19 protein-coding genes are annotated in these 26327 nt (G+C 72.7%); 10 read left to right on the forward strand and 9 right to left on the reverse strand.

Features of this window, described 5'->3' with window-relative positions; translation table 11 throughout:
- Positions 1-52 precede the first annotated feature (52 nt).
- A complete protein-coding gene (locus DMH12_RS03550; RefSeq protein WP_125490056.1) occupies positions 53-1072 on the forward strand; it encodes a hypothetical protein in 1020 nt (339 codons plus the stop codon).
- Positions 1073-1191: 119 nt separating this feature from the next.
- Positions 1192-2316: a hypothetical protein gene (locus tag DMH12_RS03555; RefSeq protein ID WP_125490057.1), complete on the forward strand. Its 1125-nt coding sequence runs from the start codon at positions 1192-1194 to the stop codon at positions 2314-2316.
- Positions 2317-2385: 69 nt separating this feature from the next.
- On the opposite strand, the gene DMH12_RS03560 is transcribed toward DMH12_RS03555, so the two are convergent.
- Positions 2386-3474 carry an LCP family protein gene (locus DMH12_RS03560; protein WP_125490058.1) on the reverse strand — a complete coding sequence of 363 codons (1089 nt, stop codon included), beginning with the start codon at positions 3472-3474 and terminating at the stop codon, positions 2386-2388.
- 367 nt (positions 3475-3841) lie between these two features.
- On the opposite strand from DMH12_RS03560, the gene DMH12_RS03565 reads away from it, so the two are divergent.
- A complete protein-coding gene (locus DMH12_RS03565; protein ID WP_399186537.1) occupies positions 3842-7711 on the forward strand; it encodes a CDP-glycerol glycerophosphotransferase family protein in 3870 nt (1289 codons plus the stop codon).
- Positions 7712-7731: 20 nt separating this feature from the next.
- Here DMH12_RS03565 and DMH12_RS38915 read toward each other — a convergent pair whose 3' ends face one another.
- On the reverse strand, positions 7732-8094 hold the full coding sequence (locus tag DMH12_RS38915) for a hypothetical protein (protein ID WP_185832128.1): 363 nt from the start codon (positions 8092-8094) through the stop codon (positions 7732-7734).
- 65 nt (positions 8095-8159) lie between these two features.
- Here DMH12_RS38915 and DMH12_RS03575 point away from each other — a divergent pair, with 65 nt between their 5' ends.
- A complete protein-coding gene (locus DMH12_RS03575) occupies positions 8160-9608 on the forward strand; it encodes a hypothetical protein (protein WP_125490059.1) in 1449 nt (482 codons plus the stop codon).
- Between the two features lie 44 nt (positions 9609-9652).
- A complete protein-coding gene (locus DMH12_RS03580) occupies positions 9653-11137 on the forward strand; it encodes a hypothetical protein (protein ID WP_125490060.1) in 1485 nt (494 codons plus the stop codon).
- Between the two features lie 71 nt (positions 11138-11208).
- On the opposite strand, the gene DMH12_RS03585 is transcribed toward DMH12_RS03580, so the two are convergent.
- The 5 genes from DMH12_RS03585 to DMH12_RS03605 all read right to left on the reverse strand — a co-directional run bounded on the left by DMH12_RS03585 (position 11209) and on the right by DMH12_RS03605 (position 17767).
- Positions 11209-13338 carry a 3-hydroxyacyl-CoA dehydrogenase NAD-binding domain-containing protein gene (locus tag DMH12_RS03585; protein ID WP_125490061.1) on the reverse strand — a complete coding sequence of 710 codons (2130 nt, stop codon included), beginning with the start codon at positions 13336-13338 and terminating at the stop codon, positions 11209-11211.
- A complete protein-coding gene (locus tag DMH12_RS03590) occupies positions 13335-14552 on the reverse strand; it encodes an acetyl-CoA C-acyltransferase (RefSeq protein WP_125490062.1) in 1218 nt (405 codons plus the stop codon). The genes DMH12_RS03585 and DMH12_RS03590 overlap by 4 nt, the downstream gene beginning before the upstream one ends.
- Before the next feature lie 172 nt (positions 14553-14724).
- Positions 14725-16017 (reverse strand): ribonuclease D, encoded by a 1293-nt coding sequence (locus tag DMH12_RS03595; RefSeq protein WP_185832129.1) that lies wholly within the window; start codon positions 16015-16017, stop codon positions 14725-14727.
- Between the two features lie 96 nt (positions 16018-16113).
- On the reverse strand, positions 16114-16776 hold the full coding sequence (locus DMH12_RS03600; RefSeq protein ID WP_059298226.1) for a response regulator transcription factor: 663 nt from the start codon (positions 16774-16776) through the stop codon (positions 16114-16116).
- Between the two features lie 313 nt (positions 16777-17089).
- Positions 17090-17767, reverse strand: coding sequence for a DUF3000 domain-containing protein (locus DMH12_RS03605; RefSeq protein WP_122618341.1), 678 nt, complete (start codon positions 17765-17767; stop codon positions 17090-17092).
- Positions 17768-17918: 151 nt separating this feature from the next.
- Here DMH12_RS03605 and hemE point away from each other — a divergent pair, with 151 nt between their 5' ends.
- On the forward strand, positions 17919-18986 hold the full coding sequence (hemE, locus tag DMH12_RS03610; protein WP_125490064.1) for a uroporphyrinogen decarboxylase: 1068 nt from the start codon (positions 17919-17921) through the stop codon (positions 18984-18986).
- Positions 18987-19032: 46 nt separating this feature from the next.
- Here the strand turns inward: hemE and DMH12_RS03615 are convergent, their stop codons facing one another.
- Both DMH12_RS03615 and DMH12_RS03620 read right to left on the reverse strand, forming a co-directional pair.
- Complete coding sequence (locus DMH12_RS03615; protein ID WP_125490065.1) at positions 19033-20127, reverse strand: hypothetical protein; 1095 nt, start codon at positions 20125-20127, stop codon at positions 19033-19035.
- A gap of 72 nt (positions 20128-20199) precedes the next feature.
- The gene (locus DMH12_RS03620; RefSeq protein WP_125490066.1) at positions 20200-21717 is read right to left on the reverse strand and encodes a glycoside hydrolase family 3 protein; all 1518 of its coding nucleotides are present in this window, start codon (positions 21715-21717) and stop codon (positions 20200-20202) included.
- Between the two features lie 487 nt (positions 21718-22204).
- Between DMH12_RS03620 and DMH12_RS03625 the strand changes: the two genes are divergently transcribed.
- The 4 genes from DMH12_RS03625 to DMH12_RS03640 all read left to right on the forward strand — a co-directional run.
- Entirely contained in the window at positions 22205-23290 is a 1086-nt protein-coding gene (locus DMH12_RS03625) for a YbiU family protein (RefSeq protein ID WP_125490067.1), read from the forward strand.
- Positions 23272-24597, forward strand: a complete 1326-nt coding sequence (locus tag DMH12_RS03630; RefSeq protein WP_125490068.1) for a DUF6271 family protein — start codon at positions 23272-23274, stop codon at positions 24595-24597. Before DMH12_RS03625 ends, DMH12_RS03630 begins: the two co-directional genes overlap by 19 nt.
- A gap of 5 nt (positions 24598-24602) precedes the next feature.
- Positions 24603-25814: a type III PLP-dependent enzyme gene (locus DMH12_RS03635; RefSeq protein WP_125490074.1), complete on the forward strand. Its 1212-nt coding sequence runs from the start codon at positions 24603-24605 to the stop codon at positions 25812-25814.
- Positions 25807-26327 (forward strand): GNAT family N-acetyltransferase (locus tag DMH12_RS03640; protein WP_148107517.1); only part of this gene is annotated, 521 nt, incomplete at its 3' end. The genes DMH12_RS03635 and DMH12_RS03640, both read left to right, overlap by 8 nt.

Here is a 26327-nt window from a genome sequence, read left to right on the forward strand (position 1 = left end):
TCGCACGCCCCCGCCATGCACACTTCCGTGCGCGGCAGCGTAAAATGATCAGGTGAACGGTGAGTGGCTCATACGCGGCCGGGACGGCCGCCTCAGCGTCTACCTGATGACCCAGGACGCTGTCCTGTGCCGCGCGGAGCAGGTGCCGGGCGGTGCCTGGGACACACCCCGCAGGCTGGGCGGAGACCAGCGGCTGCACTCCGCACCGGCACTCGGCCAGGGCGCCGACGGCTACGCGCACTTGGTGGCGTGGTCGCCCACCGCGTCCGGCGCCGTGGAGCTGGTCCACTCCACCCACTTCAGGCCCCTGCTCGCCGCTCTCGACTGGGACCCGGTCGGCCGCCCCGACGACAAGGGCCGCTCCGCCCCCGGCCCCGGCGTCGCGGTCGACCACCAGGGCCGCGCGCACATCTTCGTACGGAATGACGCCGGCCGACTCGGCATGCGTGCCCAGAAGCAGAAGGGCGGCTGGGGCCCGTGGCGCGACCTCAAGGGCGCCGGTCTGCGGGACGCGCCGGTCGCGGTGGCCGGCAAGGCCGGACGCATCGAGGTGTACGCGGCCAGTGAGGGCGCGATCCTGTACTGGCGTCAGGAGGCCCCTGCCACCGGGTTCGAACTGGTGGAGACCATGGAGGCCGAGGCTCGCCCCGGCACCCTGCGAGCCCTGGCGACCTCGGACGAGAACACCACCCTGTTCTTCGCCGACACCTCCGGCAGCCTGACCGCCTGGCGCCCGGGCGGCAGGCCGACACCCCTGGTGTCCGCCGCCGGGCCCGGCCCGGTCTCCGCCGTCCGCTGCGTGATAGACGGTCACGACTGCACGGTGGTCGCCCAGCGCTCGGCGGGCAGCGGCCGGGTCGCCTTCGCCGCCTACCCCTCGGAACTGGAGGAGATGGGCGCGGCCTGGACCGAGTCGGGCCCCGCGCTGCCGGCCGACGCGGAGGTCTCCCTGGCGCTGGACGCCGACGGCCGTCTGGTGGCCGCCACGCTCTCCCCGTCCACCGGGCAGCTCCACCTCACCCGGCGGAAGGACGAGGCGGGGCTGGCGCTGGGGGCGTGGCAGGCCGTCTGACGCCGCCCGGTGGTCCGGTGACGGACACATGGGGAACTGGTGAACGAACGGCATATGATGTTCCGCGTTCGGCGGTCCCTGTCCGTGACACGGCGGGCTTCAGGAAGGTGCAGCAGGCCATGCGGAGAAAGTCGGCGGCCCCGGTCGGCGCCGCCAGCCGGGTCGGTCCCGGCGCCGCGGAGCGCGGGCACGGGGGCGCGGCCGGACCGCCGCACGGCGACTGGCTCACCCTCGGCAGGGACGGCCGCCTCAGCCTCTACCTGTCCGCGGAGGGCGGCCTGGTGCGCTGGACGGAGACCGCCGTGGGCGGCCCCGAATGGAGCGGGCCCCACTTCGTGCCCGTCGCGGGGCTGACCGACCTGACGGTGGTGCAGGGGGCGGACAGCTACGTCCACTTCCTGGGCCGCCGGGAGCGCGAGCGGTCCGACGGCGCGCCGGGCGTGGACGTCGTGCACGCCATCCAGTACCAGACCGGACTGGCCTTCACCGAATGGCGCTCGCTGGGCAATCCGCACCGCGACCGCGCCGAGGGCCGGGGACTCGGGGTCCCGGTGGGGGCGGTCGCGTCCGACGGCACGGTGCACGTCTTCGTACCCAACGCGAACGGCGGCCTGTCGCTGCGCCGCGAGGCGCCGAACGGCACGTGGCGCGCCTGGGAGGACCTGCACGGCAACGGAATCGACGGACCGCCCGCGCCGGTCGCGCTGTCCGGCGGCCGGCTGGAGGTCTGCGCCGTCTCCGCGTCGGGTGTCCTGCTGTGGCGCCAGGCCGAACCGGGCGGCGACTTCGCCGGCCCCCAGGGCCTCGCCCTGCGCCCGGTGCCGGGCACGGTCACCGCGGTGGAGACCGGGCCGGACCGGCCCACGTACTTCTGGACCGACGCCGAGAGCGGCGGCGCGGCCGCGTGGCGGGAGGGCGACTGGCCCGCCGCGCTGGGCGGATCGCCGGCCGAACGGCCTTACGCCTCCCTGCGCACGGCCGTGGACGGCTACGACTGCGTCGTCCTCGCCCACCGGACCCGGGACGGCTCCGCGCTGTTCGGCATGGGCGCCACGGAGAACGAGACCGGCGGATTCTGGTGGTACGCCCCGGCCGAGTCGTGCCAGGGCTCACCGGCCCTGGCACGCGACGGACACGGGCGCGTGGTGATGGCGCTGATCGGGGCCGACGGCGCCCCGAAGGTGGCCCGCCAGGACGACGGCACCGGCCTCGCCCTCACCCGCTGGCGTAGCCTCGGGGCCTGAGCGACCGCCTGAGCGGCCGGCGCCCCGCAGCGTCCCGCAGGGGTCCCGTGCGGACATCCTGGCGGGGGATCAGCCGCCCGTCGCGGGCGACTTCTTGGCGGACTCGGGGATCTCGGAGTCCGACCGGACGGCCTTCCACAACTCGGTGGCCTGGGGTTCGGCGGCCACGACCCGGTTCGGGTCGGTCTTGTCGTACGCCACCGGAAGCATGATCGTTTCCATGGTGGCCGGGTCGACGCCGTTCATGCTGCGCGCGAAGTCCGCCAGGCTGGTCAGCGAGGCGAGTTCCGAGTCGGTGGTGAGCGCGGTGGTGAGGCTGTCGGCGATCTTGTAGGTCTTGGTGGGACTCCCCAGCAGGTCCTGCTTCTTGACCTCGCTGAGCAGGGCGATCAGGAACTGCTGCTGGAGCCCGATGCGGCCCAGGTCGCTGCCGTCGCCCACGCCGTGCCGGGTGCGGACGAAGGCGAGGGACTCGGTGCCGTCGAGGGTGTGGGTGCCGGCGCTGAGGTCCAGGCCGCTCTCGGCGTCCTTGATGGGCTCCTCGACGGTGACGGGCACCCCGCCTATGGCGTCGACCAGGCCCTTGAACCCGGCGAAGTCGATCTCCATGTAGTGGTCCATGCGGACGCCGGACATCTTCTCCACGGTCTTGACCACACAGGCCGGTCCGGCCTGCGAGTACACGGAGTTGAACATGACGCGCTCCGCCTCCGGCAGGGCGGAGCCGTCGGACTTCTCGCACTCGGGGCGGGTGACCAGGGTGTCGCGCGGGATGCTCACGGCTACGGCCTGCTTGCGGCCCTCGGGTATGTGCACCACCAGGGCGGTGTCCGAACGGGCCCCGGCGACCTTGCCGGTGCCGAGCGAGGCGTTGTCGCCGGCGCGCGAGTCCGAGCCGAGGACCAGCAGGTTCTGTCCCGACGTCGGCAGCTTCTCCGGACGGTCGGTGCCGAGGGCCTTGTCCAGGTCGACCCCGTCGATGTTCCCGTTCAGGCCGCTGTAGAGCCAGTAGCCGGTACCGCCGAGGGCGAGCAGGAGCACGACGAGCGACAGCAGGACGATCCGCCCCCAGCGTCTGCGGCGACGTGGCGCGCGGCGACCGCCGTCCGGCGCGGCCCGGCGGGCACGCCGAGGCTCCGTGGTGGCGCTGTGCGTCATGGTGGTGGGTTCCTCTCCTCACGGGCTCCGCGGTGGCGGAGTCGCAGGGCCCGGGTGGGGGGAGGCCGGCCCGCTGGGCGGTCGTGTCAGTGCGAGCACTATATGTGCTCACGCCCAGTCATTTTACGAGCGGGGAACTATAGCGGGTAACAGCGATGTACGCCACATTAACTCCCCTTGACCAGCCTTAAGGGTGACATAAGATGTGGCGAACCTGTGACGGCTGTGAAGGGGGGCTTTCCGGCTGTCAGGGGTTTCCGGTGTGGCCGATCACGGTGGGGGCCGTGGCCGCGTCGGACAGGGGAGGGGCGTCCAGTGCGGACTGTTCGGCAGCCCGCTGGGCGAAATGTCTTGGTAGGAGTACGAGTTGGTGGATCACCCGCGTCTGAGCATCGTCGTGCCCTTTCAGGACGTCGAGACCTATCTCGCCGAATGCCTGGAGTCGATCGCGCGGCAGTCGTTCCGCGACTTCGAGGTGATCCTCGTCGACGACGGCTCCACCGACGGCTCCTCGCGGATCGCGGCCGACTTCTGCGCCGCCGACCCGCGCTTCCGGATGATCCGCCAGGAGGCGCAGGGGCCCGGGCACGCCCGCAACACCGGCCTGCGCGCCATGCACCCGAAGGGCGAGTTCCTCGCCTTCGTCGACGGGGACGACGTCATCCCCGAGTACGCCTACGGCCTGCTGGTCCGCACCCTGGAGGGGTCCGAGTCGGACTTCGTCTCGGGCAACGTGCAGATGATGAACTCCACCAAGAAGTGGCAGTCACCGCTGCACAAGGGTCCGATGCAGAAGAACCGGCGGGGCACGCACATCACCCGGTTCGAGGCGCTGATCTACGACCGAACCGTCTGGAACAAGATGTTCCGGCGGTCCTTCTGGGACTACCACTACATCGCGTTCCCCGAGGGCGTCATGTACGAGGACTCCTGGGTCAACATGTACGCCCACTTCCGCGCCGCCAAGGTCGACGTCGTCACCGACATCGTGTACTTCTGGCGCCGACGCGAGGGCGGGGCCGCGCCCTCGATCACCCAGCGCCACACCGAGCTGTCGAACCTGCGCGACCGGGTCGCGGCGGTCCAGTCGGTCAGCCGCTTCCTGGCCGACCGCCGTTCGCGCCAGTACGAGGAGAGCAAGCGCAAGTACGACCTCGCCTGCCTGAAGTCCGACCTGATGCTGCACCTCAAGGTGCTGCCGGACGCGGACGAGGAGTACCGGCAGTCGTTCATGCGGTGGGCCAACGAGTTCCTCGACGAGACCGACCTCACCATCATCGACGAGCTGCCCGCGGACGCCCGGGTCAAGTGGCTGCTGGTGCGCGAGTGGCGGCTGGCCGAGTTGCTGGAGGTCATCGAGTTCGAGCGCCGCGGCGGCCCGATGCCGGTCCAGCGCCGCTTCCGGCGCTACCTGAAGTACCCCTACCTCGGGGACCGCGGGGTCGGCCTGGACAAGAAGGCGTTCCGGCTCGACAAGGAACTCTCCCTGCACGGCTCGCTCGGCGGGGCCCGCTGGAGCACCAACGGCCATCTACTGACCCTCACCGGGAGCGCTTACGTGCGCTTCATCAACGTGCACAAGCGGCACATGTCGGTGAAGGCGATCGCCCTGCGGAACAAGAAGCAGGGGCGGATGGTGATCACCCCGGCGAGGACCACCTACGCGCCCCAGGCCACCGAGCACTCCAACCAGAACCGCTACTGCTACGACTGGGCCGGCTTCGAGGCCCGGATCGACACGACCCGGCTGAAGCGCAAGGGCCAGTGGGTCGAGGGGACCTGGGACGTGGCCGCCGGTGTCCTCAGCCGCGGGCTGTTCCGCTATCGGGGCATCGACCGCGGCGGTGCGGGAAGCTCCGCCAACCCACCGTACCGCTATGTCGACAAGAACACCCGCATCCTCCCGGTCTTCCTCCAGGGCAAGCTGAAGCTCCGGGTCGAGATCGTCCGCTGCCGGATCACCGGCCACCGCGTGACCGGCGACCATCTGGAGGTGCGCGGGGTCTACCTCGGGCCGCGTGTGCCGGAGTGGGGCAAGCTGCGCGTCACCAGTCTCAGCGGCGCGGGCCAGCACGACGGCCGCGTGTACTTCACGGCGGGCGGCGAGGGCTGGTGCACCTTCTCGGCCAGGCTCCCCCTGCGCTCGCTGGTGCCGGCCTTCCGGGCCGACGCCCAGGCGGACGCGGACATCCCGGAGTCCTGGAGCATGGGCAGCAACGGCTGGAAGACCACCCTCCACGTGGCGGGCCGCAAGGGCGCCCTCTACCCGGTGATGGCGGAGGAGACGCCCGACGGCCACTACCGGATGCCCGGCTCGCTGCAGACCCGGGAGGGCGACCGCGAGGTCGTGGTGCACCGCAACGGCTCGGGCTACCTCGTCCTCTTCGAGCGCGCCACCCTGCCGACGGTGAATCGATTCTCCTGGCATGAGGACGGCTCGCTGGAGATCCACGGCCGCTACCTGGCCGCGGACCGGCTCTCGTCGCGCGAGTACCGGGACGCCCACCTGGTGGTCCGCTCCCGTGCGCACGGCGCGGAGCGCGAGGTCCCCGTCGAGTGGGACGGCAACGCGTTCCGGTGCCTGGTCAGCCCGGCCGCCATGCGGACGCTGGCCGGCGACATCCCGCTCGCGGCCGGCCGCTGGGACTTCTTCCTGCGCCGGCAGGACCTCTCGGCGGTGGCCCGCGAGGACCGCCTCGAAGACCTGATGATGAAGATCGAACAGGATCTCGTCGCCGCCTTCCCCGAGGAGTACGAGGAGAACGAGCGCCGCTACGAACTCCAGGCCGAGGCGTACGACCGGCTCTCCCTGCTCGTCCACTCAGCCATGCCCGACTACGCCCGCGGCCCCTACCGCCAGAAGCTGCTGCGCACCAAGGCGTACCAGGCGGCCCGCCGGCAACGGGTGCGCCCCGCCGTCCTCTTCGACGCCTTCAAGGGCACCCAGTACTCGGACAGCCCCCGCGCCCTGCACGAGGAACTGCTCCGGCGCGGCACCGACCTCGAACAGCTGTGGGTGGTGCGCGACGACCAGGTGGAGGTGCCGCCCAGCGCGATCCCGATCCGCATGTGGTCGCCCGAGTGGTACGAGGCCCTGGCCACCAGCCGGTACGTCGTCGCCAACAACCACCTCCCCGACTGGTTCCAGCGGCGCGACGGCCAGATCGTCGTGCAGACCTGGCACGGCACCCCGCTGAAGAAGATCGGCCACGACATCGAGTCCATCCACTTCGCCGACCAGCGCTACCTGGAGCGGGTCGAGAAGGAGGTGCGGAACTGGGACATGCTGGTCTCGCCCAACAGCTTCTCCACGCCGATCCTCCAGCGCGCCTTCGGCTTCCCCGGGGAGATGGTCGAGTCGGGCTACCCCCGCAACGACCTCCTCCGGCTGCCCGGCACCGAGGAGCGGGAGCGCGAGATCCGCCGCCGCATCGGCCTGCCCGAGGGCAAGCGGGTCGTGATGTACGCGCCCACCTGGCGCGACGACCAGTTCTACGCGCCCGGCAAGTACAAGCTGGACTTCCGCATCGACCTCGCGGACGCCCGCGCCCGGCTGGGCGACGACCACGTCCTCCTGGTCCGCCGCCACCCCAACGTCGTGGACCCGGTGCCCGGCGCCGGCGACGGCTTCGTCTTCGACGTCTCCGACTACCCGGACATGGCCGAACTCTCCCTGATCACCGACATCATGATCACGGACTACTCCTCCCTGATGTTCGACTACGTCAACACCGGGCGGCCCATCCTCTTCTTCACCTACGACCTGGACCACTACCGGGACACCCTGCGCGGCTTCTACTTCGACTTCGCGAGCAGCGCCCCCGGTCCCCTCCTGCACACCTCCGAGGCGCTGGTGACGGCCGTCGAGCGGATCGACCGGATCGAGGAGGCCTACGCCGACCGGTACCGCTGGTTCCAGCGCGAGTTCTGCGACCTGGACGACGGTTACGCCTCCGCGCGGCTCGCCGACCGGATGCTCGTGGCCGGCGGCGACCTCGCTCCCGGGCAGGCGCAGGCACCGGCCGTGGGCACCGTCGACACCCGGCAGGCGGGGCGGCCCATGACGCCGGTCCAGGGCCGTGCCGGGAGCTGGTTCACCGCGCCGCGCCGGACGGTGCAACCGGGGCCCGTCGCCGCGCCCGTGGTCGGTGCGGTGCCCGCGCAGCCCGGGCCGGAGGTCGCCGGCCCTCCGCAGCTCATGCCCGGCGGGCGGACCTTCGAGGGCGCGGTCGTATGACGCCGGCACTCGGCGGGCCCTCAGCCGGTGTCCACCCGGACCAGCAGCGCGCGGTGGTCGGAGACGCCGGTGTCACGCACCGTGCAGCCGGACCTGGGCAGGCCGGTGAACAGACAGTCCAGCTTGTGACCGGACTCGTGCGTCGGGCGCCCGGAGCGGTCGGCGGCGAACTCCTGGTCGCGCTCCCGGTAGAACACCCCGCACATGTTCCAGGACGCCACGGTCAGGACGCGCTCCGCCGGGAGGGACCGCACCGTCCCCCTCGCGGTCAGCACCGGCACCAGCGTGACCAGGAGCGCCGACAGCGCGAGCACCGAGGCCGCGGCGACCAGGCGGCGACGCCGGCGCGGGCCGGTGCGGAGCGGGAAGTCCGGCAGGGGCATCCCGACATCATGTCCGATCGACCGAACCGGCCTACGGGGGCGGTCATGAGAGTGGAGTTCCGTACATGTCCAAGGCGCCCGCGCGGAAGATGTTCAACGGGATCGAGGCGTCCGGCCCGTTTCCCGTCGAGTACCGGTTCTCCCACGCCAAGAGCGGCAACCGTCACCTCGTCGTGGTGTTCGCCAACTTCTCCGCGCCCGAGGACTACGGCTGGTGCAACGGCGTCTTCGACAACGTACGCGCCAACATCCTCTGGATCCGCGACCGCTTCGACGGGATGAACGCCTACTACCTGTGCCGGAACATGGACTTCGGCCTGGCGGACTCGGTGCAGACCCTCATCGCGAACGTCACGCGGTCGCTGGGGCTGACGGCGGACCAGGTCACCCTGTGGGGCGGCTCCAAGGGCGGCAGCGCCGCGCTGTACTTCGGGCTCCGGTACGGGTACCGGAACATCGTGGCCATCGTGCCTCAGTTCCTCGTCGGCGACGCCCTGGAGCGGCGGCACCCGAAGGTCTCCGCCTACATGCTGGGCGAAGGCGCCCCGGCGCACAACGCCCGGTTCCTCGACGCCCTCCTCCCCGACCTGGTGCGGGCCCGCGCGAACAGCGCCGCCAACATCTACGTGCTCTCCTCACCCCAGGACGAGCACTACGCGGTGCAGGTGGAGCCCTTCCTCGGCATGTTCCAGGGGTACGACAACTTCAACTTCCTGTACAGCGAGTCGCCGACGATCACCGGCCACGCCACGGTCACCCGGCGGAACGTCCCGGCACTCGTCGGTCTGCTGAACCTGCTCGCCGACGGCTACGCTCCGCGCCTCGGGTTCGTGCGCCACGCCGCCGAGGAGTTCGACCGGGAGACGTCGGACATCGATGCCTACCTCTCCGCCACTTCGAAGGTGCAGGGTGCCGACGCGTTCGCGCCGCCCGTGGTGACGGCCCCGGACTACAACGGCGAGGCCCCCGCCACCGGCCTCCGCTTCGCCGGGACGGCCCGCGGGGCGGTGCGGGTCAGCATGTGGGAGAACGGCAAGTTCGTGGCGTCGCCGGAGGTCGCGGCCGACGGCTCCTGGTCCTGGGCGCCGGCCAAGCCGTGGGCGACCGGCAAGCACCTGGTCAAGATCTTCGCGGTCGACCCGGCCGGGTTCCACTCCAGCCGGGTCGAGGTGCCCTTCACGGTGGTCGACCGTCCCGCCCCTGCGGGACCGACCCCACCGGTCGTCGACGTACCGGTGCCCGGGCAGCAGGTCGGACCGTCGGTCGCCCTCCACGGCAACGCGCCGGGCGCCGTACAGGTGGGCTTCCGCGAGAACGGAGTGCCCCTCGGCGCGGTGGCGGTCGCGCAGGACGGCGGCTGGGGCTGGGACCCGGGCTGGGCGTGGCCGGAGGGGCCGCATCTGGTCGAGGTGGTCGCGGTGGACGCGGTCGGCGGCCGGTCCGCGCCGGCGACGGCCGCCTTCACCGTCATGTACGTCCAGGAACCCGCCGGGCACCTCGCGCCGGGCTACTGACCGCACGTCCGCCGACCGGACCAACTCACCAGAGGAAGCCGCAGATGCCCAGAGCGACGTCGAACGGGCGCCAGATCATCACCGGGATCGACACGTCAGGTGCGCGCCCGGTGGAGTACAGATTCGCCCACGCCAAGAAGGGGAACCGCCACCTGACCGTCGTCTTCGCCAACCTGGCGGCCCCGGACGACTACGGATGGTCCACCGGAGTCCTGGACGACCTGCGGTCCAACATCCTGTGGATCCGCGACCGCTTCGACGGTGGGCTCACCTACTACCTCTGCCGGGAGATGGACTTCTCCGTCGAGAGTTCGGTCGCCGGCCTCATCGCGAGGGTGGTGCGGGCCCTCGGCCTGACCCCGGACGACGTGACGCTCTGGGGCAGTTCGAAGGGGGCCAGCGCGGCCCTGTACTACGGGCTGCGCTACGGCTTCCGCAACATCGTGGCGTGCGTGCCGCAGCTCCGCATCGGCACCTTCGTCCGGGAGACGTATCCCAAGGTCGGCCGGTCCATGCTGGGCGAGGGGCTGCCCGAGGAGAACGCCCGGGTCCTGGACTCGATCCTGCCGGACCTGCTGGCCGCGGGCGCCGGGCGCGAAGCCAACATCTACCTGGTGTCGTCCCCGCAGGACGAGCAGTACCCCACCCAGATCGAGCCCTACCTGGAGATGCTGCGCCACTACCCGAACTTCAACTACCTCCACAGCGAGTCCCCGTTCGTGCGGGAGCACAACCAGGTGACCGTGCGGAACGTACCGCCGCTCCTCGGGATCGCCTACCTGCTGGTCGAAGGGATCGCGCCCCGGCTCGGACTGACCCGCCACGGCTACGAGGAGCCCGACCGGGACACCTCCGCCATCGACCGGTTCCTCGGCGAGACCGCCCGGGTCAAGGCCGAGGGGGCCTTCGCCGCCCCGGTGGTGGTCCGGCCGGCGCAGGGCGGCCAACTGCCCCGCACGGGCTGGCGGGTCACCGGGTCCGCGGCCGGCGCGGTACGGGTGAGCCTGTGGGAGAAGGGCAAGTTTCTCGGGTCCCCGCCGGTGGCGGCCGACGGCACCTGGTCCTGGGAGCCGGCCAAACCCTGGGCCACGGGGGAGCACCGCGTCAAGATCTTCGCCGTGGACCCGGCGGGGGCCCACTCCGTCACGACGGAGGTCGCGTTCGCCGTCGCGGAGGGCGCGGCGCCGACCGGCCCGGCACCTGCCGATGACGTTCCCACCGGCGCACTCGCGGCCCCCGTCGTACGGTCCCCGATGGCGTACGAGCGTATCGCCGGCGGAGCCGTGCGCTTCACCGGCCTCGCCCCGGGCGCCGCGCAGGTGGGGTTCAGGGCGGGGGGCACCCTGCTGGGCGGGAGTCCGGTCGCCGTCGACGGGCGGTGGGCCTGGGACTCCGGCTGGCCGTGGCAGGAGGGGCGGCACACGGTCGAGGTGTTCGCCGTCGACGCGGCGGGCAACGAGTCCTCCCCGACGCCGGTCCTCTTCGCCGTCGCGCACGTCACCGCGGGCACGACGCCGTACGGGTACTGACCGGTCCCCACCACGTCACGCGAGTGGGCCCCCGCCGTGCGGCGGGGGCCCACTCGTCGTCGTACGGGAGGCTACGCCGGCACGCTCGCCACGCCCGCCTCCAGGAACGGCTTCCCGTTCACGCGCTGCGAGACGCCCTCGCGGTCCAGGTACGGCGTGATGCCGCCCAGGTGGAAGGGCCAGCCGGCACCGGTGATCAGGCAGAGGTCGATGTCCTGGGCCTCGGCGACGACGCCCTCGTCGAGCATCAGGCCGATCTCCTGGGCGACCGCGTCGAGCACCCGCGCCCGCACCTGCTCCTCGGTCAGGACGGTGTCGCCCTGCTTGAGGAGCGCGGCGACCTCCGGGTCCAGCTCGGGCTTCCCGCTGTCGTAGACGTAGAAGCCGCGCTTGCCGGCCTCGACGACCGCCTTGAGGTTCGGGGAGACCGTGAAGCGCTCGGGGAAGGCCCCGTTGAGGGTCTCCGAGACGTGCAGGCCGATCGCCGGGCCGACCAGCTCCAGCAGGACCAGCGGGGACATCGGCAGGCCGAGCGGCTCCACCGCCTTCTCCGCGACGTCCACCGGCGTGCCCTCGTCGATGACGTTCTGGATCTCGCCCATGAAGCGGGTCAGGATGCGGTTGACGACGAACGCCGGGGCGTCCTTGACGAGGACCGCGGTCTTCTTCAGCTTCTTCGCGACGCCGAACGCCGTGGCCAGCGAGGCCTCGTCGGTCTGCTCGCCGCGGACGATCTCCAGCAGCGGCAGGATCGCGACCGGGTTGAAGAAGTGGAAGCCGACGACCCGCTCGGGGTGCTTCAGCTTCGACGCCATCTCCGAGACGGAGAGGGAGGAGGTGTTGGTGGCGAGGATCGCGTGCGCCGGGGCGACCGCCTCGACCTCCGCGAACACCTTCTGCTTGACGCCCATCTCCTCGAAGACCGCTTCGATGACGAAGTCGGCGTCCGCGAAGCCCTCGGCCTTGTCCAGGACGCCGGAGACCAGGGCCTTCAGCCGGTTCGCCTTGTCCTGGTTGATCCGGCCCTTGCCGAGCAGCTTGTCGATCTCGGCGTGGACGTAGCCCACGCCCTTGTCGACGCGCTCCTGGTCGATGTCGGTGAGGACGACCGGGACCTCCAGGCGGCGCAGGAAGAGCAGCGCGAGCTGGGAGGCCATCAGGCCGGCGCCGACCACGCCGACCTTGGTGACCGGGCGGGCCAGCGACTTGTCCGGGGCGCCCGCGGGGCGCTTGCCGCGCTTCTGCACCAGGTTGAAGGCGTAGATGCCGGACCGCAGTTCGCCGCCCATGATCAGGTCGGCGAGCGCCTGGTCCTCGGCGTCGAAGCCCTGCTGGAGGTCGCCGTTCTTGGCGGCGGCGATGATGTCCAGGGCGCGGTAGGCGGCCGGGGCGGCGCCGTGCACCTTGCCGTCCGCGATGAAGCGGCCCTTCGCGACGGCCTGGTCCCAGGCGTCGCCGCGGTCGATCACCGGGCGCTCGACGGCGATCTCGCCCTTGAGGACGGACGCCGTCCAGATCAGCGACTGCTCCAGGAAGTCCGCGCCCTCGAACAGCGCGTCCGCGATGCCGAGTTCGTAGACCTGCTTGCCCTTGAGCTGCTTGTTCTGGTTCAGGCTGTTCTCGATGATCACCGAGACGGCCTTGTCCGCGCCGATCAGGTTCGGCAGCAGGGTGCAGCCGCCCCAGCCGGGGACCAGGCCGAGGAAGACCTCGGGGAGCGAGAACGCCGGGAGGGCCGCGGAGACCGTCCGGTAGGAGCAGTGCAGGCCGATCTCCACGCCGCCGCCCATGGAGGCGCCGTTGTAGTACGCGAAGGACGGCACGGCCAGCTTCGACAGCCGCTTGAGGACGTCGTGGCCGCCCTTGCCGATGGCCAGCGCGTCCTCGTGCCGCTTCAGCAGCTCGACGCCCTTGAGGTCGGCGCCGACGGCGAAGATGAACGGCTTGCCGGTGACGCCGACGCCGACGATGTCGCCGTCCGCGGCCTCCTTCTCGACCTGGTCGATCGCGGCGTCGATGTTCGCCAGCGACTGCGGGCCGAGTGTGGTCGGCTTGGTGTGGTCGTGGCCGTTGTCCAGGGTGATCAGGGCGAAGCGCCCGGCACCGAGGGGAAGGTCGAAGTGGCGTACGTGCGCCTGGGTGACGACCTCGCCGGGGAACAGCTCGGCCGCACCCTTCAGCAGCTCTGCGGTGGTGCTCACTTGTCCCCCTCGAAGTGCGGGTTCTCCCAGATGACGGTCGCGCCCATGCCGAAGCCGACGCACATGGTGGTCAGGCCGTAGCGGACGTGCGGCTGCTCCTCGAACTGGCGGGCCAGCTGCGTCATCAGACGCACGCCGGAGGAGGCCAGCGGGTGGCCGAAGGCGATGGCGCCGCCGTACTGGTTGACGCGCGCGTCGTCGTCGGCGATGCCGTAGTGCTCCAGGAAGGCGAGGACCTGGACGGCGAACGCCTCGTTGATCTCGAACAGGCCGATGTCGTCGATGGACAGGCCGGCCTGGGCCAGCGCCTTCTCCGTCGCCGGGATCGGTCCGTAGCCCATGACCTCCGGCTCGACACCCGCGAAGGAGTACGAGACCAGGCGCATCTTGACGGGCAGGTCGTGCTCGCGGGCGAAGTCCTCGCTCGCGATGATCGAGGCGGTGGCGCCGTCGTTCAGACCGGCCGCGTTGCCCGCGGTGACCCGGCCGTGCACGCGGAACGGCGTCTTCAGGCCGGAGAGGTTCTCCAGCGTGGTGCCCGGACGCATCGGCTCGTCGGCGGTGACCAGGCCCCAGCCCGTCTCGCCCGCCTCTTCGTTGGTGCGGCGCACCGAGACCGGCACCAGGTCGGCCTGGATCTGGCCGTTGGCGTACGCCTTGGCGGCCTTCTCCTGCGAGCGCACGGCGTACTCGTCGGCGCGCCGCTTGGTGATGCTCGGGTAGCGGTCGTGCAGGTTCTCCGCGGTCATGCCCATGAACAGGGCGGACTCGTCGACCAGCTTCTCGGAGACGAACCGCGGGTTGGGGTCGGCGCCCTCGCCCATCGGGTGGCGGCCCATGTGCTCGACACCGCCCGCGATGGCGACGTCGTACGCGCCGAAGGCGACCGAGCCGGCCACGGTGGTGACGGCGGTCAGCGCGCCCGCGCACATGCGGTCGATCGCGTAGCCGGGCACCGACTGGGGCAGACCGGCCAGGATGCCGGCCATCCGGCCGATGGTCAGGCCCTGGTCGCCGACCTGCGTGGTGGCGGCGACGGCGACCTCGTCGACCTTCTTCGGGTCGAGACCGGGGTTGCGGCGCAGCAGCTCCCGGATCGCCTTCACGACCAGGTCGTCGGCGCGGGTCTCGTGGTAGACGCCCTTCGGGCCCGCCTTGCCGAACGGGGTGCGGACGCCGTCTACGAAGACGACGTCCCTGACGGTACGAGGCACGATGGCTCTCCTCCAGGGTGCGGGGTGGCACTGCTGCGGCACGCATGCACTGAGCGCGCGCTCAGTCCCCATGCTACTTATGAGTAACGTAGCTGCCCAGTCCCCCCGGCGGGAGCGGCGAACGTCACACCGTCGGGGCACGCGGAGGCTCGGCGCGGGTCCGCCGGATGGCTCAGCGCGGGTCCGCCGCGGAGGTCAGCGCGGTGACCAGCACCGGCGTCACCTGCTCCACCTGCCAGGGCCGGGCCCCGTGGCCGGCCAGGGCGGCCGCCACCGAGCCGGCGTCGACCGCGGCCGGCGGCTCCCAGCAGACCCGGCGCACCGTGTCCGGCGTGATCAGGTTCTCCTGCGGCATGGCGAGCTGCTCGGCGAGCGCCGTCACCGCCGCGCGCGCCGCGGACAGCCGGGCCGCCGCGGCCGGGTCCTTGTCGGCCCAGGCCCGCGGCGGCGGGGGACCGGTCACCGGCTGGCCGGGCTGCGGCAGCTGCGACTCGGAGAGCGCCTTGGCCCGGTCGACCGACACCTGCCACTGCTCCAGCTGCCGGCGGCTGACCCGCCCGAAGCCGTTCAGCGCGGCCAGCGCCTGCGCGTCGGCCGGCAGCGCGAGCGCCGCCTCGACGATGGCCGCGTCTCCGAGCACCTTGCCGGGGGAGACGTCCCGGCGCTGCGCGATCCGGTCCCGGGCCTGCCACAGCTCCCGCACGACGGCCAGCTGCCGGCGCCGGCGCACCTTGTGCATGCCGGACGTGCGCCGCCACGGGTCCTTGCGCGGCTCGGGCGGCGGGGCGGACGCGATCGCGTCGAACTCCTGCCGGGCCCACTCCAGCTTGCCCTGCCGGTCCAGCTCCTTCTCCAGCGCGTCCCGCAGGTCGACGAGCAGCTCCACGTCGAGCGCGGCGTAGCGCAGCCAGGGCTCGGGCAGCGGGCGGGTGGACCAGTCGACGGCCGAGTGGCCCTTCTCCAGGACGAAGCCCAGGACGTTCTCCACCATCGCGCCGAGGCCGACCCGCGGGAACCCGGCGAGCCGCCCGGCCAGCTCGGTGTCGAAGATGCGGGTGGGGACCATCCCTATTTCGCGCAGGCACGGCAGGTCCTGGGTGGCGGCGTGCAGCACCCACTCCACGTCGGCGATGGCCGCGCCGAGTCCGGACAGGTCGGGGCAGGCCACCGGGTCGATCAGCGCGCTCCCGGCGCCCTCCCGGCGCAGCTGCACCAGGTAGGCCCGCTGCCCGTAGCGGTACCCGGAGGCACGCTCGGCGTCCACGGCGACGGGGCCGTGGCCGGCGGCGAAGGCGGCGGTCACTTCGGCGAGGGCGGCCGCGTCGGCGATCACCGGAGGAATGCCCTCGCGCGGTTCGAGCAAGGGGGTCGGCGCCTGACTCACAGAAGATCCGGCGTCGTCCGGAGGGGCGCCTCCGGTGGTTCGCAGTGGGCGGTCTGCTGCGGTTTCGTGGGCGTCGGTCACCTGTCAAGACTATCGGTGGATCGACGGCGCCCGCCGACGGAACGTTCCGTCGGCGGGCGCCGGGGGGTCGTAAACCAGTCAGGTCGGTGAACGGGGTCAGTGAATGATGCCGGTGCGCAGGGCCACCGCGACCATCCCGGCGCGGTCGCCCGTGCCGAGCTTGCGGGCGATGCGGGCCAGGTGGCTCTTGACGGTCAGGGCGGACAGGCCCATGGAGACACCGATCGCCTTGTTCGACTGGCCCTCCGCGACCAGTCGCAGCACCTCCACCTCGCGGCCGGAGAGCTCGCGGTAGCCGCCCGGGTGGCTCGGGGCACCCGGGGGGCGGCGGTGCAGGCGGGCGGCGGCGGCACCGATGGGGGCGGCGCCCGGCCGGGTGGGGAGCCCGACGTTGGTGCGGGTGCCGGTGACGACGTAGCCCTTGACGCCGCCGGCGAGGGCGTTGCGCACGGCGCCGATGTCGTCGGCGGCGGACAGGGCGAGACCGTTGGGCCAGCCCGCGGCGCGGGTCTCCGACAGCAGGGTCAGGCCGGAGCCGTCGGGGAGGTGGACTTCGGCGACGCAGATGTCGCGGGGGTTGCCGATGCGGGGACGAGCCTCCGCGACGGACGAGGCCTCGATGACGTCGCGCACACCGAGCGCCCACAGGTGGCGGGTGACGGTGGAACGGACGCGCTGGTCGGCCACGACCACCATGGCGGTCGGCTTGTTCGGGCGGTAGGCGACCAGGCTTGCAGGCTGCTCGAGGAGAACGGACACCAGGCCTCCTGGGGGGCGGGGACGGGGCCGGCTCGTGGGGTGAAGGCGGGACGAACCGTGCTTTCAAGGTCACAGTCGTCTTCGGCACCGAACCCGTTCGCCTTTAGAGAATGATCACGATCTGGTGAGTAACAATCCGAGCAATTCGGACACGCGGTCGATCATTCGAAGATCGAACGGTTTCACACTTTGTCGATACGCGGCCGAAAGTGGCCGTGTCGACAAAGTGACGGAACGTTTCCCAGCCGTGCGGAAGCCACCTGGTGGAGAAGGCGGAAGCCCTCTGGTGGAGAAGAAGGAAAGGAAGAGCGGGTCAGCGCGACTGCGGGCCGCGGCGCTGCGGCAGCGTGACGATCGACGCGTCGCCGGGCCCGGCCGGCGGCAGGCCCGCGACCTGCGCCAGCAGGTCGCACCACGAGGCGAGGTGCGCCGCGGTGTCCGGGACGCCGCCCAGACCCTCCCGCGGCGTCCAGGACGCCCGGATCTCGATCTGCGAGGCCGCGGGGCGCGCCGAGAGCCCCCCGAAGTAGTGGGAGCTCGCGCGCGTGACGGTGCCGCTCGGCTCCCCGTACGTGAGCCCGCGGGCCTGGAGCGCGCCGGTCAGCCAGGACCAGCACACGTCGGGCAGCAGTGGATCCGCGGCCATCTCCGGCTCCAGTTCGGCCCGGACCAGGGTCACCAGCCGGAAGGTCCCCCGCCAGGCGTCGTGCCCGGCCGGGTCGTGCAGCAGCACCAGCCGGCCGTCCGCCAGGTCCTCGTCGCCGTCGACGACCGCGGCCTCCAGCGCGTACGTGTGCGGGGCGAGCCGCTGGGGCGCGCGCGTCGGCTCCACCTCGATCTGCGGCCGCAGCCGCGCGGCCCGCAGGGCCTCGACGGCGGCCGTGAAGGCCGGCGGTGCCGTACTCCCCTTGTGCCGGGCCTCCTCCTCGGTTCCCTTCGCCTCGTCCATTCCGCCAGCGCCGTCCGACAGTCGTCCCTGAGCCGCAGCCATGCGGGGAACACTAAGCGGAACGGCGGCCCGGCGCAGGGAGGGACACCCGCGTGCGGACGCGATGTCCGGATCCCGCGGTACCCCGAGGGCGCGCGGGAGCCGCCCCACCCGCGGTCCGGGACCGTCCGCGCGCCGTGCGAGACTTGCCGGTGTGAGTGCCAACCAGAGCCCCGCGGGCCAGCCGCCGACCGCCACGTACGACTCCGCGTTCCTCAGGGCCTGCAGGCGCGAGCCGGTGCAGCACACCCCGGTGTGGTTCATGCGGCAGGCCGGGCGCTCGCTGCCGGAGTACCTCAAGGTGCGCGAGGGCATCCCGATGCTCGAGTCCTGCATGCGGCCGGAACTGGTCACCGAGATCACCCTCCAGCCGGTCCGCCGGCACGGCGTGGACGCCGCCATCTACTTCAGCGACATCGTGGTCCCGCTCAAGGCCATCGGCATCGACCTCGACATCAAGCCGGGCGTCGGCCCGGTCGTCGAGAACCCGATCCGCACCCGCGCGGACCTGGACCGGCTCCGCGAGCTGACCCCCGACGACGTCACCTACGTCAGCGAGGCCATCGGCCTGCTCACCCGCGAGCTGGGCGCCACCCCGCTGATCGGCTTCGCCGGGGCGCCGTTCACCCTCGCCAGCTACCTCGTGGAGGGCGGGCCGTCCCGCAACCACGAGCACACCAAGGCGCTCATGTACGGCGACCCGCAGCTGTGGGCCGACCTCCTGGACCGGCTCGCCGGCATCACCGCGGCCTTCCTGCAGGTGCAGATCGAGGCGGGCGCGAGCGCCGTCCAGCTCTTCGACTCCTGGGTCGGCGCCCTGTCGCCCGCGGACTACCGCGCCTCGGTGCTGCCCGCCTCCCGCAAGGTCTTCGAGGCCGTCGCCGGATACGGCGTGCCGCGCATCCACTTCGGCGTCGGCACCGGCGAACTCCTCGGCCTGATGGGCGAGGCCGGCGCGGACGTCGTCGGCGTCGACTGGCGCGTCCCGATGGACGAGGCGGCCCGCCGGGTCGGCCCCGGCAAGGCGCTCCAGGGCAACCTGGACCCCGCCGTCCTCTTCTCCACCCCGCAGGCCGTCGAGACCAAGGCCGGCGAGGTCCTGGACGCGGCGGCGGGACTGGAGGGCCACGTCTTCAACCTCGGCCACGGCGTCCTGCCCACCACCGAACCGGACGCGCTGACCCGCCTCGTGGAGTACGTCCACACCCGCACCGCCCGCTGAGCCCCGCGCACCCGTCGCGGGGCGACCCGCGGCGGGCGGGCGCACCTCACGAGCCGTGCCCCGCCGCCTCCGCGTCCGCCGCGCCCCCCAGCACGGCCGCCGCCACCAGCGGGTACAGCAGCTCGCCCACGGCCGCCAGCCAACGCACCGGCACGACCCTGCGCAGCGCCCCCGGCGCCAGCGTGGCCAGCGCCTCCCGGGCCGCCGGACGGCCGAGGTCGGGGAAGCCGCCGAGGTCCCGGGTCACCACGCCCAGCGCGTAGGCGGTGGTCCACACCTCGGCGAGCAGGACGTCGCTGACCCGGTCGTGGATCAAAGCCCGGTGCGGGACGCTCTCCAGCGCCGTTCGCAGCGACGCCACGACCCGCTCCCGCCCGATGCCCCGCTGCAGCAGCGCCTCCTCGGCCGGCACCCGGCGCCAGCCGTCCGGACTCGCCGGGTCGCGCAGGTAGACCACGGCCAGCTGCTCCCACCAGCAGAAGTACGGCACCGCGCGCATCGCGGGCAGCACGGAGCCCTCCGGGTCGCCGGCGGGGGCGAGGCAGGCGGCGCTGCGCGGGCCCATCACGTCGTTGCCGACGAGGCTCGGCGGGTTGGCATGGTCGACCGGGCCGGCCACCGGGACGACCCGGCCGACGTCACGCAGGTAGTCGAGCAGGGTGACGTCGTCGGGCGCGTCGGGCGCGGCCTTCACGGCGGCGTACTCCTCGAACCCCCGGGCCAGTCCGGCGGGCAGCACCAGCGCGACCGACGGGAGGTAGTCGTCCACCACGGGCGCCCAGGCGTGGCCGAGCAGCGCCGCGGCACGGACCGCGTTGGCGGTGCGCGAACCCCACTCGGTGAACAGGCTGACGGAGTCCCGCGGGCGGGCGGCGGCCAGCGCGGCGACGGTGTCCGCGAAGTCCGGGCAGAGCACGGCGTCGTCCTGGAGCACCAGGTGGTGCGTGGCGTCGGCGGACACGGACCGCCAGGCCAGGCGCGCGGTGCGCAGGGCCGACGGCGGACCCTGCGGCTCCGGGTCGGTGACGACCCGCGCGGCGAGCGCGGGGTGCGCCTCGCCCAGAGCCTGTGCCGCGGCCCGCCGCCGCGGGTGGGCCATGATCACGGTGGACAGGCGCGGCTGGGAACGGTGCGGTGTCATCCTCGGGTCTCTCTCTCGGGGGCCGAGGCCGCAGCCCCGCCCCTCTTGGTCCGGGTCATCGGGCCCCATGTGTCAGTCCGTCCCCGCCAGGACCTCCGCCGCCGCCACCCCCGACGCCGCGCTCGCGCCGTGCGTGAAGATCTGGGCATGTGCCACCGTGATCGTGCCCGGCAGGCCCATCTCCACCACGATCGCGTCGGGGCGGGCCGTGGTCAGGCCGGTCACCGCGCGGCTCATCCACGGGTGGCGGGCCGCGTCGCGGGCCACGACGACCAGGGGGCGTCCCGCGGCCGGTTCGAGGGCGCAGCTCGTCAACTCCACCGTTCCCTCGCGCAGTTCCTCGTCGTGCACCCGCACCGAGGTCGTGCCGGGCAGCCGCTCGCGCAGCGGGTCGGCGACGCCCCACGGCGTCTCCTTGCCGATCGCCATGTTCGTCACCGGTGCCAGCTCGACCACGTGCGGCGCGGTGGTCAGCGGCAGCGCCTCGCGCGCGGCCCCGGTGAGCCGGACGGCGCGGCGGGCGGCGAGGTGTCCGATCCCGTCGCCGGCCGTCTCCCCGGCGTCCCCGGCCGACGCCCGCAGCGCGGCGGACCAGCCGGCGAACTCCCGTACCCGGCCCGCCGCCTCGGCCAGCCGTTCCTCCGGCAGCTCACCGGCGGCGACCGCGGCGGTCAGCGCCTTGACCAGCAGCTCGGTCGTGGCCTCCTCGGCGCTCTCGCCGCCGACGCAGATCGCGTCCACCCCGGCGGCGACGGCCTTCACCGTGGCGCCGTCGATGCCGTACCGGCGGGTTACGGCGCCCATCTCGATGGCGTCGCTGACCACCAGCCCGTCGAAACGCAGTTCGCCGCGGAGCAGGTCCCGCAGGATGCGCCGGCTGAGCGTGGCCGGCAGGTCGGGGTCGTAGGCGGGGACGAGCAGGTGGCCGCTCATCACCGCGCGCACCCCGGCCGCGAGGGCCGCCCGGAACGGGGGCAGGGCCTGGGCCGCGATCTCGTCCCGCCCGGCACCGTAGGCCGGCAGGGCGTGGTGCGAGTCGACGGCGACGTCCCCGTGGCCGGGGAAGTGCTTGGCGCAGGCGGCGACGCCGGACGACTGGAGGCCCTGGACCCACGCGGCGGTGTGCCGGGAGACCACGTCGGGGTCCGAGCCGAAGGAGCGTACGCCGATGATGGGGTTGTCGGGGTTGGAGTTGACGTCCGCGCTCGGCGCGTAGTCGAGGCTCACCCCGGCGGTGCGCAGCTGCCGGCCCAGGTCGGCGGCGACGGCCACGGTCAGTTCCGTGTCGTCGACCGTGCCGAGCGCGAAGTTGCCCGGCCGGGACGATCCGGTGGCCGACTCGATCCGGGTGACGTCGCCGGCCTCCTCGTCGATGGCGACGATCAACTCCGGGTTCTCCGACCGCAGTTGCGCGGTCAGCCGGGCCACCTGCTCGGTGGAGACGATGTTGCGGGAGAAGAGCACCACGGAGGCCAGGCCGTCGCCGATGTCGCGCAGGACCCAGTCGGGCGCCTCGGTGCCGACGAATCCCGGCTGGAGGACGGAGAGGGCGAGCCGGCGCAGCTCGCCGTTGTGCTTGCTGGAGGCCATCGGGCGCGCCTTTCGGTGACGATTCTTGGTATAGACCAAGAGGGTGCGCGTTCAGGTTAACCACGCCTGTCAAGAGGGGTGTCGCCGAACTCGGAAGTAACAACTCTCCTCGTCGGGGCGGGTGTTGACACCCTCCCTTGGTCTAGTCCATTGTGAGGCGCACGTTCGGCGAGGGACACATGGGACACCAGTCACCGCGCCGGGCACCTGCCGCGGCCGGGCTGCGAAGACCGCTCGCGACGCCTTCCGTACGACCACTTCCGTGACGACCACCCCGGACGAGACGACCATTCCGGACGAGAGCGCGGACCGGGCGAGCCCCTGAACCGGGAGAGCCCCGTCCGTCCGAGCCGCCCTCGTCGCCCCGCTCCGCCCCCGGACGCGAGCGGGCCCCGCTGCCCCCACCGACCTGATGTGTGACGGCCCGACCTCCGTCGCACACACCGCCGTTGCCGCACGGTGCGACGGCGAGGATCTGGAGCACCACATGGCGACGCCCGATTCCTACCTCCACCGAGCCCCGTCGGACATCCCCTACTTCAGCGCGGACGCCGACACCTACCTGGCCCGCACCCAGCTGCGCGACCTGGACAAGACCCGCCCGCTGCGGGTGCTGTCCGAGGAGGACTTCGCGCACTGGCAGACGTACGGCTACGTCGTGGTCAAGGAGGCGATACCCGCCTCCTCCGCGCGCCGGCTGCTCGACTTCGCCTGGGAGTTCCAGGGCCTCGACCCGGACCGCCCCGACACCTGGTACCAGGACCGCGAGTACCGCTCCGACCTCGACCGGGAACTGCACATCTACGGCTTCGTCGAGGCGTACCAGCACCAGCTCATCTGGGACAGCCGGCAGACCCGGCGCGTGTACGACGCCTTCGTCGACGTGTGGGACTGCGAGGAGCTGTGGGTCACCCTGGACCGGCTCAACCTCAACCCGCCCAACGTCGGCAACCGCGACCGCGCCCTCATCGACAAGCCCGAGCGCGGCTTCGACATCGACCTGCACTGGGACGTCGACACCACGCTCGGCGTACTGCCCCAGCGCGTCCAGGGCATCATCGCCCTCAACGACACCAAGCCCGACCACGGCGGCTTCCAGTGCTGCCCCGAGCTGTTCCGCCGCTTCGACCGGTGGAAGGCGCTCCAGCCCGACGGCCGTGACCCGATCCGGCCCGCGATCGACCGCGAGGACATGCCCGTCGTACGGCCCGACCTGGAGGCCGGCGACCTGCTCATCTGGAACGGCCTGCTGGCCCACGGAGTGGCGCCCAACGTCTCCGGCGAGGGCGTGCGCGCCGTCCAGTACCTGTCGATGATGCCCGCCCTGGAGAGCCACCGGCGGCTGCGCGACTCCCGCGTCGACTCCTGGCGCAACCTCACCACGCCCGACTGGAACGGCACGCTCCTCGGCGACGCCCACCGCCACGAGTCCGAGCGCTACGGCCCGGCCGAACTGAACGAACTGGGCGCCAGGCTGCTGGGCCTGACGTCCTGGCACGAGGACGCCGGCACCGGCACGGACGAGGCGACCGACGAGGCCACCGGGGACGCCGCATGCGCAGTATCTGCCTGACCCTGCCCACCAACCGGCACTGCCCGGACACCATCACGGCACTCGGCGAGGAAGCGGCCCACGCGGCCGCCCACTTCGACGTCGAGGTCCACCTGCTGGTCCTCGACTCCTGCCCGCCCGAGGACCACGCCGCCCACGCCGAGGCGCTGCGGCGGCTGCCCCCGCACCCCCGGATCACGGCGCACCACCTGGACGAGAGCGCCCAGCGCGACTTCCTGGAGCGGGTCACGGCACGCTCCGGCAGCGCCAAGCCCGAGCTGCTCCTCGACCTGATGCTGCCCGACGGCGTGTCCTACGGCGCCTGCACCAACCGCGCCTTCCTGATCGCGGCGGCGCTCGGCTGCGAGTCCGTGCACCGCCGGGACTCCGACAGCCGCTACCAGAGCGTGGACGGCCGCACCGTCTTCCCCGTCCACCACGAACTGCTCTCCCTCGGCAGGCCCGCCGCCGACGCCCTGCCCGGCGTCACCGAGTCCGACCTCGCCGACGGTCTGCTGGGACGGCGGGTCGCCATGGTGGGCAGCTCCTTCGTGGGCGAACTCTCCGTGGACATCGCGCGGATACGCGACGCCGACCCCGGCGTCTACCACGACGTGGTCTCCCTGTGGGCGCCCGAGGACTGGACCCCCGAGCAGAAACGGGACCTGGTCGAGGAGTCCTTCGCCGGCGCCGGCACCGACCCCTTCACGGCGGACCACTCGCTGCTCACGGTGGTCGACCCGATGCGGGTCGACATGTGCAACATCGCCTTTCACGGGGAGACGGTCAGCGAACGCGTACCGCTGCCGCCCGCCCGCGACACCATCGGCAGCGACTACTTCCTCATCCACCTGGTGCACGACGCCCGGCTGCCCGGCGTGCTGCACAACCGCAACATCGTCAACTACTACACCGGCGAACGACGGACCGGCCCCGGCTTCCTCGCCTACCAGACCCGCTTCGCCAAGTTCCTGCTGTCGATGCTCTACTTCCACTTCGTCTACGACCGCATGGCCGAGGCGGGCGACACCCTCCTGGACGAGCACGGCCGGGCCCGCCCCGCCGCGGTCGCCGCCCTGGCCCGCGAGAGCACCGGCCTGGCCACCGCGGAGAACGTCCGCAGGCTCGACGCCCTCGACAGCGCCTACCGGCGCCTCGGCGGCCCGTACGCCGACTTCGCCGACCTGCTGGCCGGCCGGCGCGAGCGGCTCCTCGACGAGGCGCGCGGCGACATGGCCGACTTCGCCCTGCTGACCGAGGCGTGGCAGGGGCTGGTCGCCGCCGCCAAGGCCACGCCCCCGGTCCGGCCGCCGGTGGCGCCGCGGTGAGCGCGGTGACGGGCCCGGCGCCGGGCGCGGTCCTCGGCGAGCCCCTGGCCGCCGCCCTCGCCGCCGCCACCGAGGACCGCATCGTCTACGACCTGGCCGGCATCGAGCAGCGGTACGACACCCTGCGCCGGGAACTGCCCGGCGTCGAGGTGCGGTTCGCGATGAAGGCCTGCCCGGTCGACGAGGTCCTCACCACCCTGGCCCGACGCGGCGCCGGCGCCGACGCGGCCAGCCCCGGCGAGATCGGACAGGCGCTGCGCGCCGGAGTGCCGGCCGGGCGCGTGCACTACGGCAACACCGTCAAGTCCGACCGGAACATCGCCGGGGCGTACCGGCTCGGCATCCGCACCTTCGCCACCGACAGCGTCCAGGACGTCGCCGCCCTCGCCCGCCACGCCCCCGGCGCCCGCGTCTTCTGCCGGGTGGCGACCGGCGGGGCGGGCGCCGTGTGGGGTCTCAGCAACAAGTTCGGCTGCTCGCCCGGCGACGCCGTCCGCGTCATGGAACGGGCCCGGGACGCCGGTCTGGTCCCGGCCGGCCTGTCCGTGCACGTCGGCTCCCAGCAGATGACCGGCGAGGCGTGGCACGCCGCCGTCGAGGACCTCGGCGGGGTGCTGCGCGCGCTGGACCGGCGCGGCATCCGCGTCGACCACGTCAACCTCGGCGGCGGCCTGCCCGCGCTCGGCTACCGCGACCGGCGCGGCACCCCTCTCGACCCACCGCTGGACAAGATCTTCGCGGTGATCCGGGAGGGCACGGACGACCTCCGCCGGATCCACGGCGGACCGCTGGACTTCGTCATCGAACCCGGCCGGCACCTCGTCGCCGACCACGGCGCGATCCGCGCCCACGTCGCCCGCCTCACCGAACGCCGGGACGCCGACGGCGAACGCCGGCACTGGCTCTACCTGAGCTGCGGCAAGTTCAACGGCCTGTACGAGATGGACGCCCTCCAGTACCGGCTGGTCTTCCCGACCCACCCCGGCGGGCCCACCGTCCCGGCCGTCGTCGCCGGACCCACCTGCGACAGCGACGACGCCTACTCCCACGAGGAGGCACTGGTGCCCGTACCGCGGGCACTGGCCTCGGGCGACCCGGTCTGGGTGCTGTCCTCGGGCGCCTACGCGACCAGCTACACGACCCTGGGCTTCAACGGCTTCGCCCCGCTCCCGTACGCCTGGGCGGAGCGCCCCGAGGGGACCGGCGCCGATGACTGACACCGTGCGCGTCCGGGCCCTCGCCGACCGGGACTGGGACGCCGTCGTGGCGCTGGAGCGGGACGCCTACACCGGCCTCGGGCTGTCGGAGGGCCGGGCGGCGCTGGAGTCCCGCGCGGCCGCCTCGCCGGACACCTGCTTCGTCGTGGACGTCGGCGCCCGCACCGCCGGATACCTGCTGGCCCTCCCTTACCCGCCGCACCGCTACCCGGACCTGACGCGGGCGGAGGAGGCCGCGACGGCGTTCCCGCCCGGCAACCTCCACCTGCACGACATCGTCGTGGCGCCCGGCCTGCGCCGCAGAGGGCTGGCGCGGCACCTGCTGCACCACCTGACCGGCACCGCCCGGACGCGCGGGGACGAGCGGATCTCGCTGGTCGCCGTGGGCGGCACCGAGCGGTTCTGGGCGGGGCGCGGCTTCGTGGCCGAGCCGGGGGTGGTGCCCGACGGCGCCTACGGCGGTGAAGCCGTCTACATGTCCAAGCCGGTCCCGGCCCATCCGTCCCTCTCCCC

The sequence above is a fragment of the Streptomyces sp. WAC 04229 genome, from assembly GCF_003947455.1.
In the GTDB taxonomy this organism is placed as follows: Bacteria; Actinomycetota; Actinomycetes; order Streptomycetales; family Streptomycetaceae; genus Streptomyces.

Bases quoted from the DNA above. Each gene is read 5' to 3' on its own strand.
- DMH12_RS03555 (WP_125490057.1), top strand. From the start codon at position 1,192: ATGCGGAGAAAGTCGGCGGCCCCGGTCGGCGCCGCCAGCCGGGTCGGT.
- DMH12_RS03560 (WP_125490058.1), bottom strand. From the start codon at position 3,474: ATGACGCACAGCGCCACCACGGAGCCTCGGCGTGCCCGCCGGGCCGCG.
- DMH12_RS38915 (WP_185832128.1), bottom strand. From the start codon at position 8,094: ATGCCCCTGCCGGACTTCCCGCTCCGCACCGGCCCGCGCCGGCGTCGC.
- DMH12_RS03575 (WP_125490059.1), top strand. From the start codon at position 8,160: ATGTCCAAGGCGCCCGCGCGGAAGATGTTCAACGGGATCGAGGCGTCC.
- DMH12_RS03580 (WP_125490060.1), top strand. From the start codon at position 9,653: ATGCCCAGAGCGACGTCGAACGGGCGCCAGATCATCACCGGGATCGAC.
- DMH12_RS03605 (WP_122618341.1), bottom strand. From the start codon at position 17,767: ATGGCTGCGGCTCAGGGACGACTGTCGGACGGCGCTGGCGGAATGGAC.
- DMH12_RS03615 (WP_125490065.1), bottom strand. From the start codon at position 20,127: ATGACACCGCACCGTTCCCAGCCGCGCCTGTCCACCGTGATCATGGCC.
- DMH12_RS03620 (WP_125490066.1), bottom strand. From the start codon at position 21,717: ATGGCCTCCAGCAAGCACAACGGCGAGCTGCGCCGGCTCGCCCTCTCC.
- DMH12_RS03625 (WP_125490067.1), top strand. From the start codon at position 22,205: ATGGCGACGCCCGATTCCTACCTCCACCGAGCCCCGTCGGACATCCCC.
- DMH12_RS03630 (WP_125490068.1), top strand. From the start codon at position 23,272: ATGCGCAGTATCTGCCTGACCCTGCCCACCAACCGGCACTGCCCGGAC.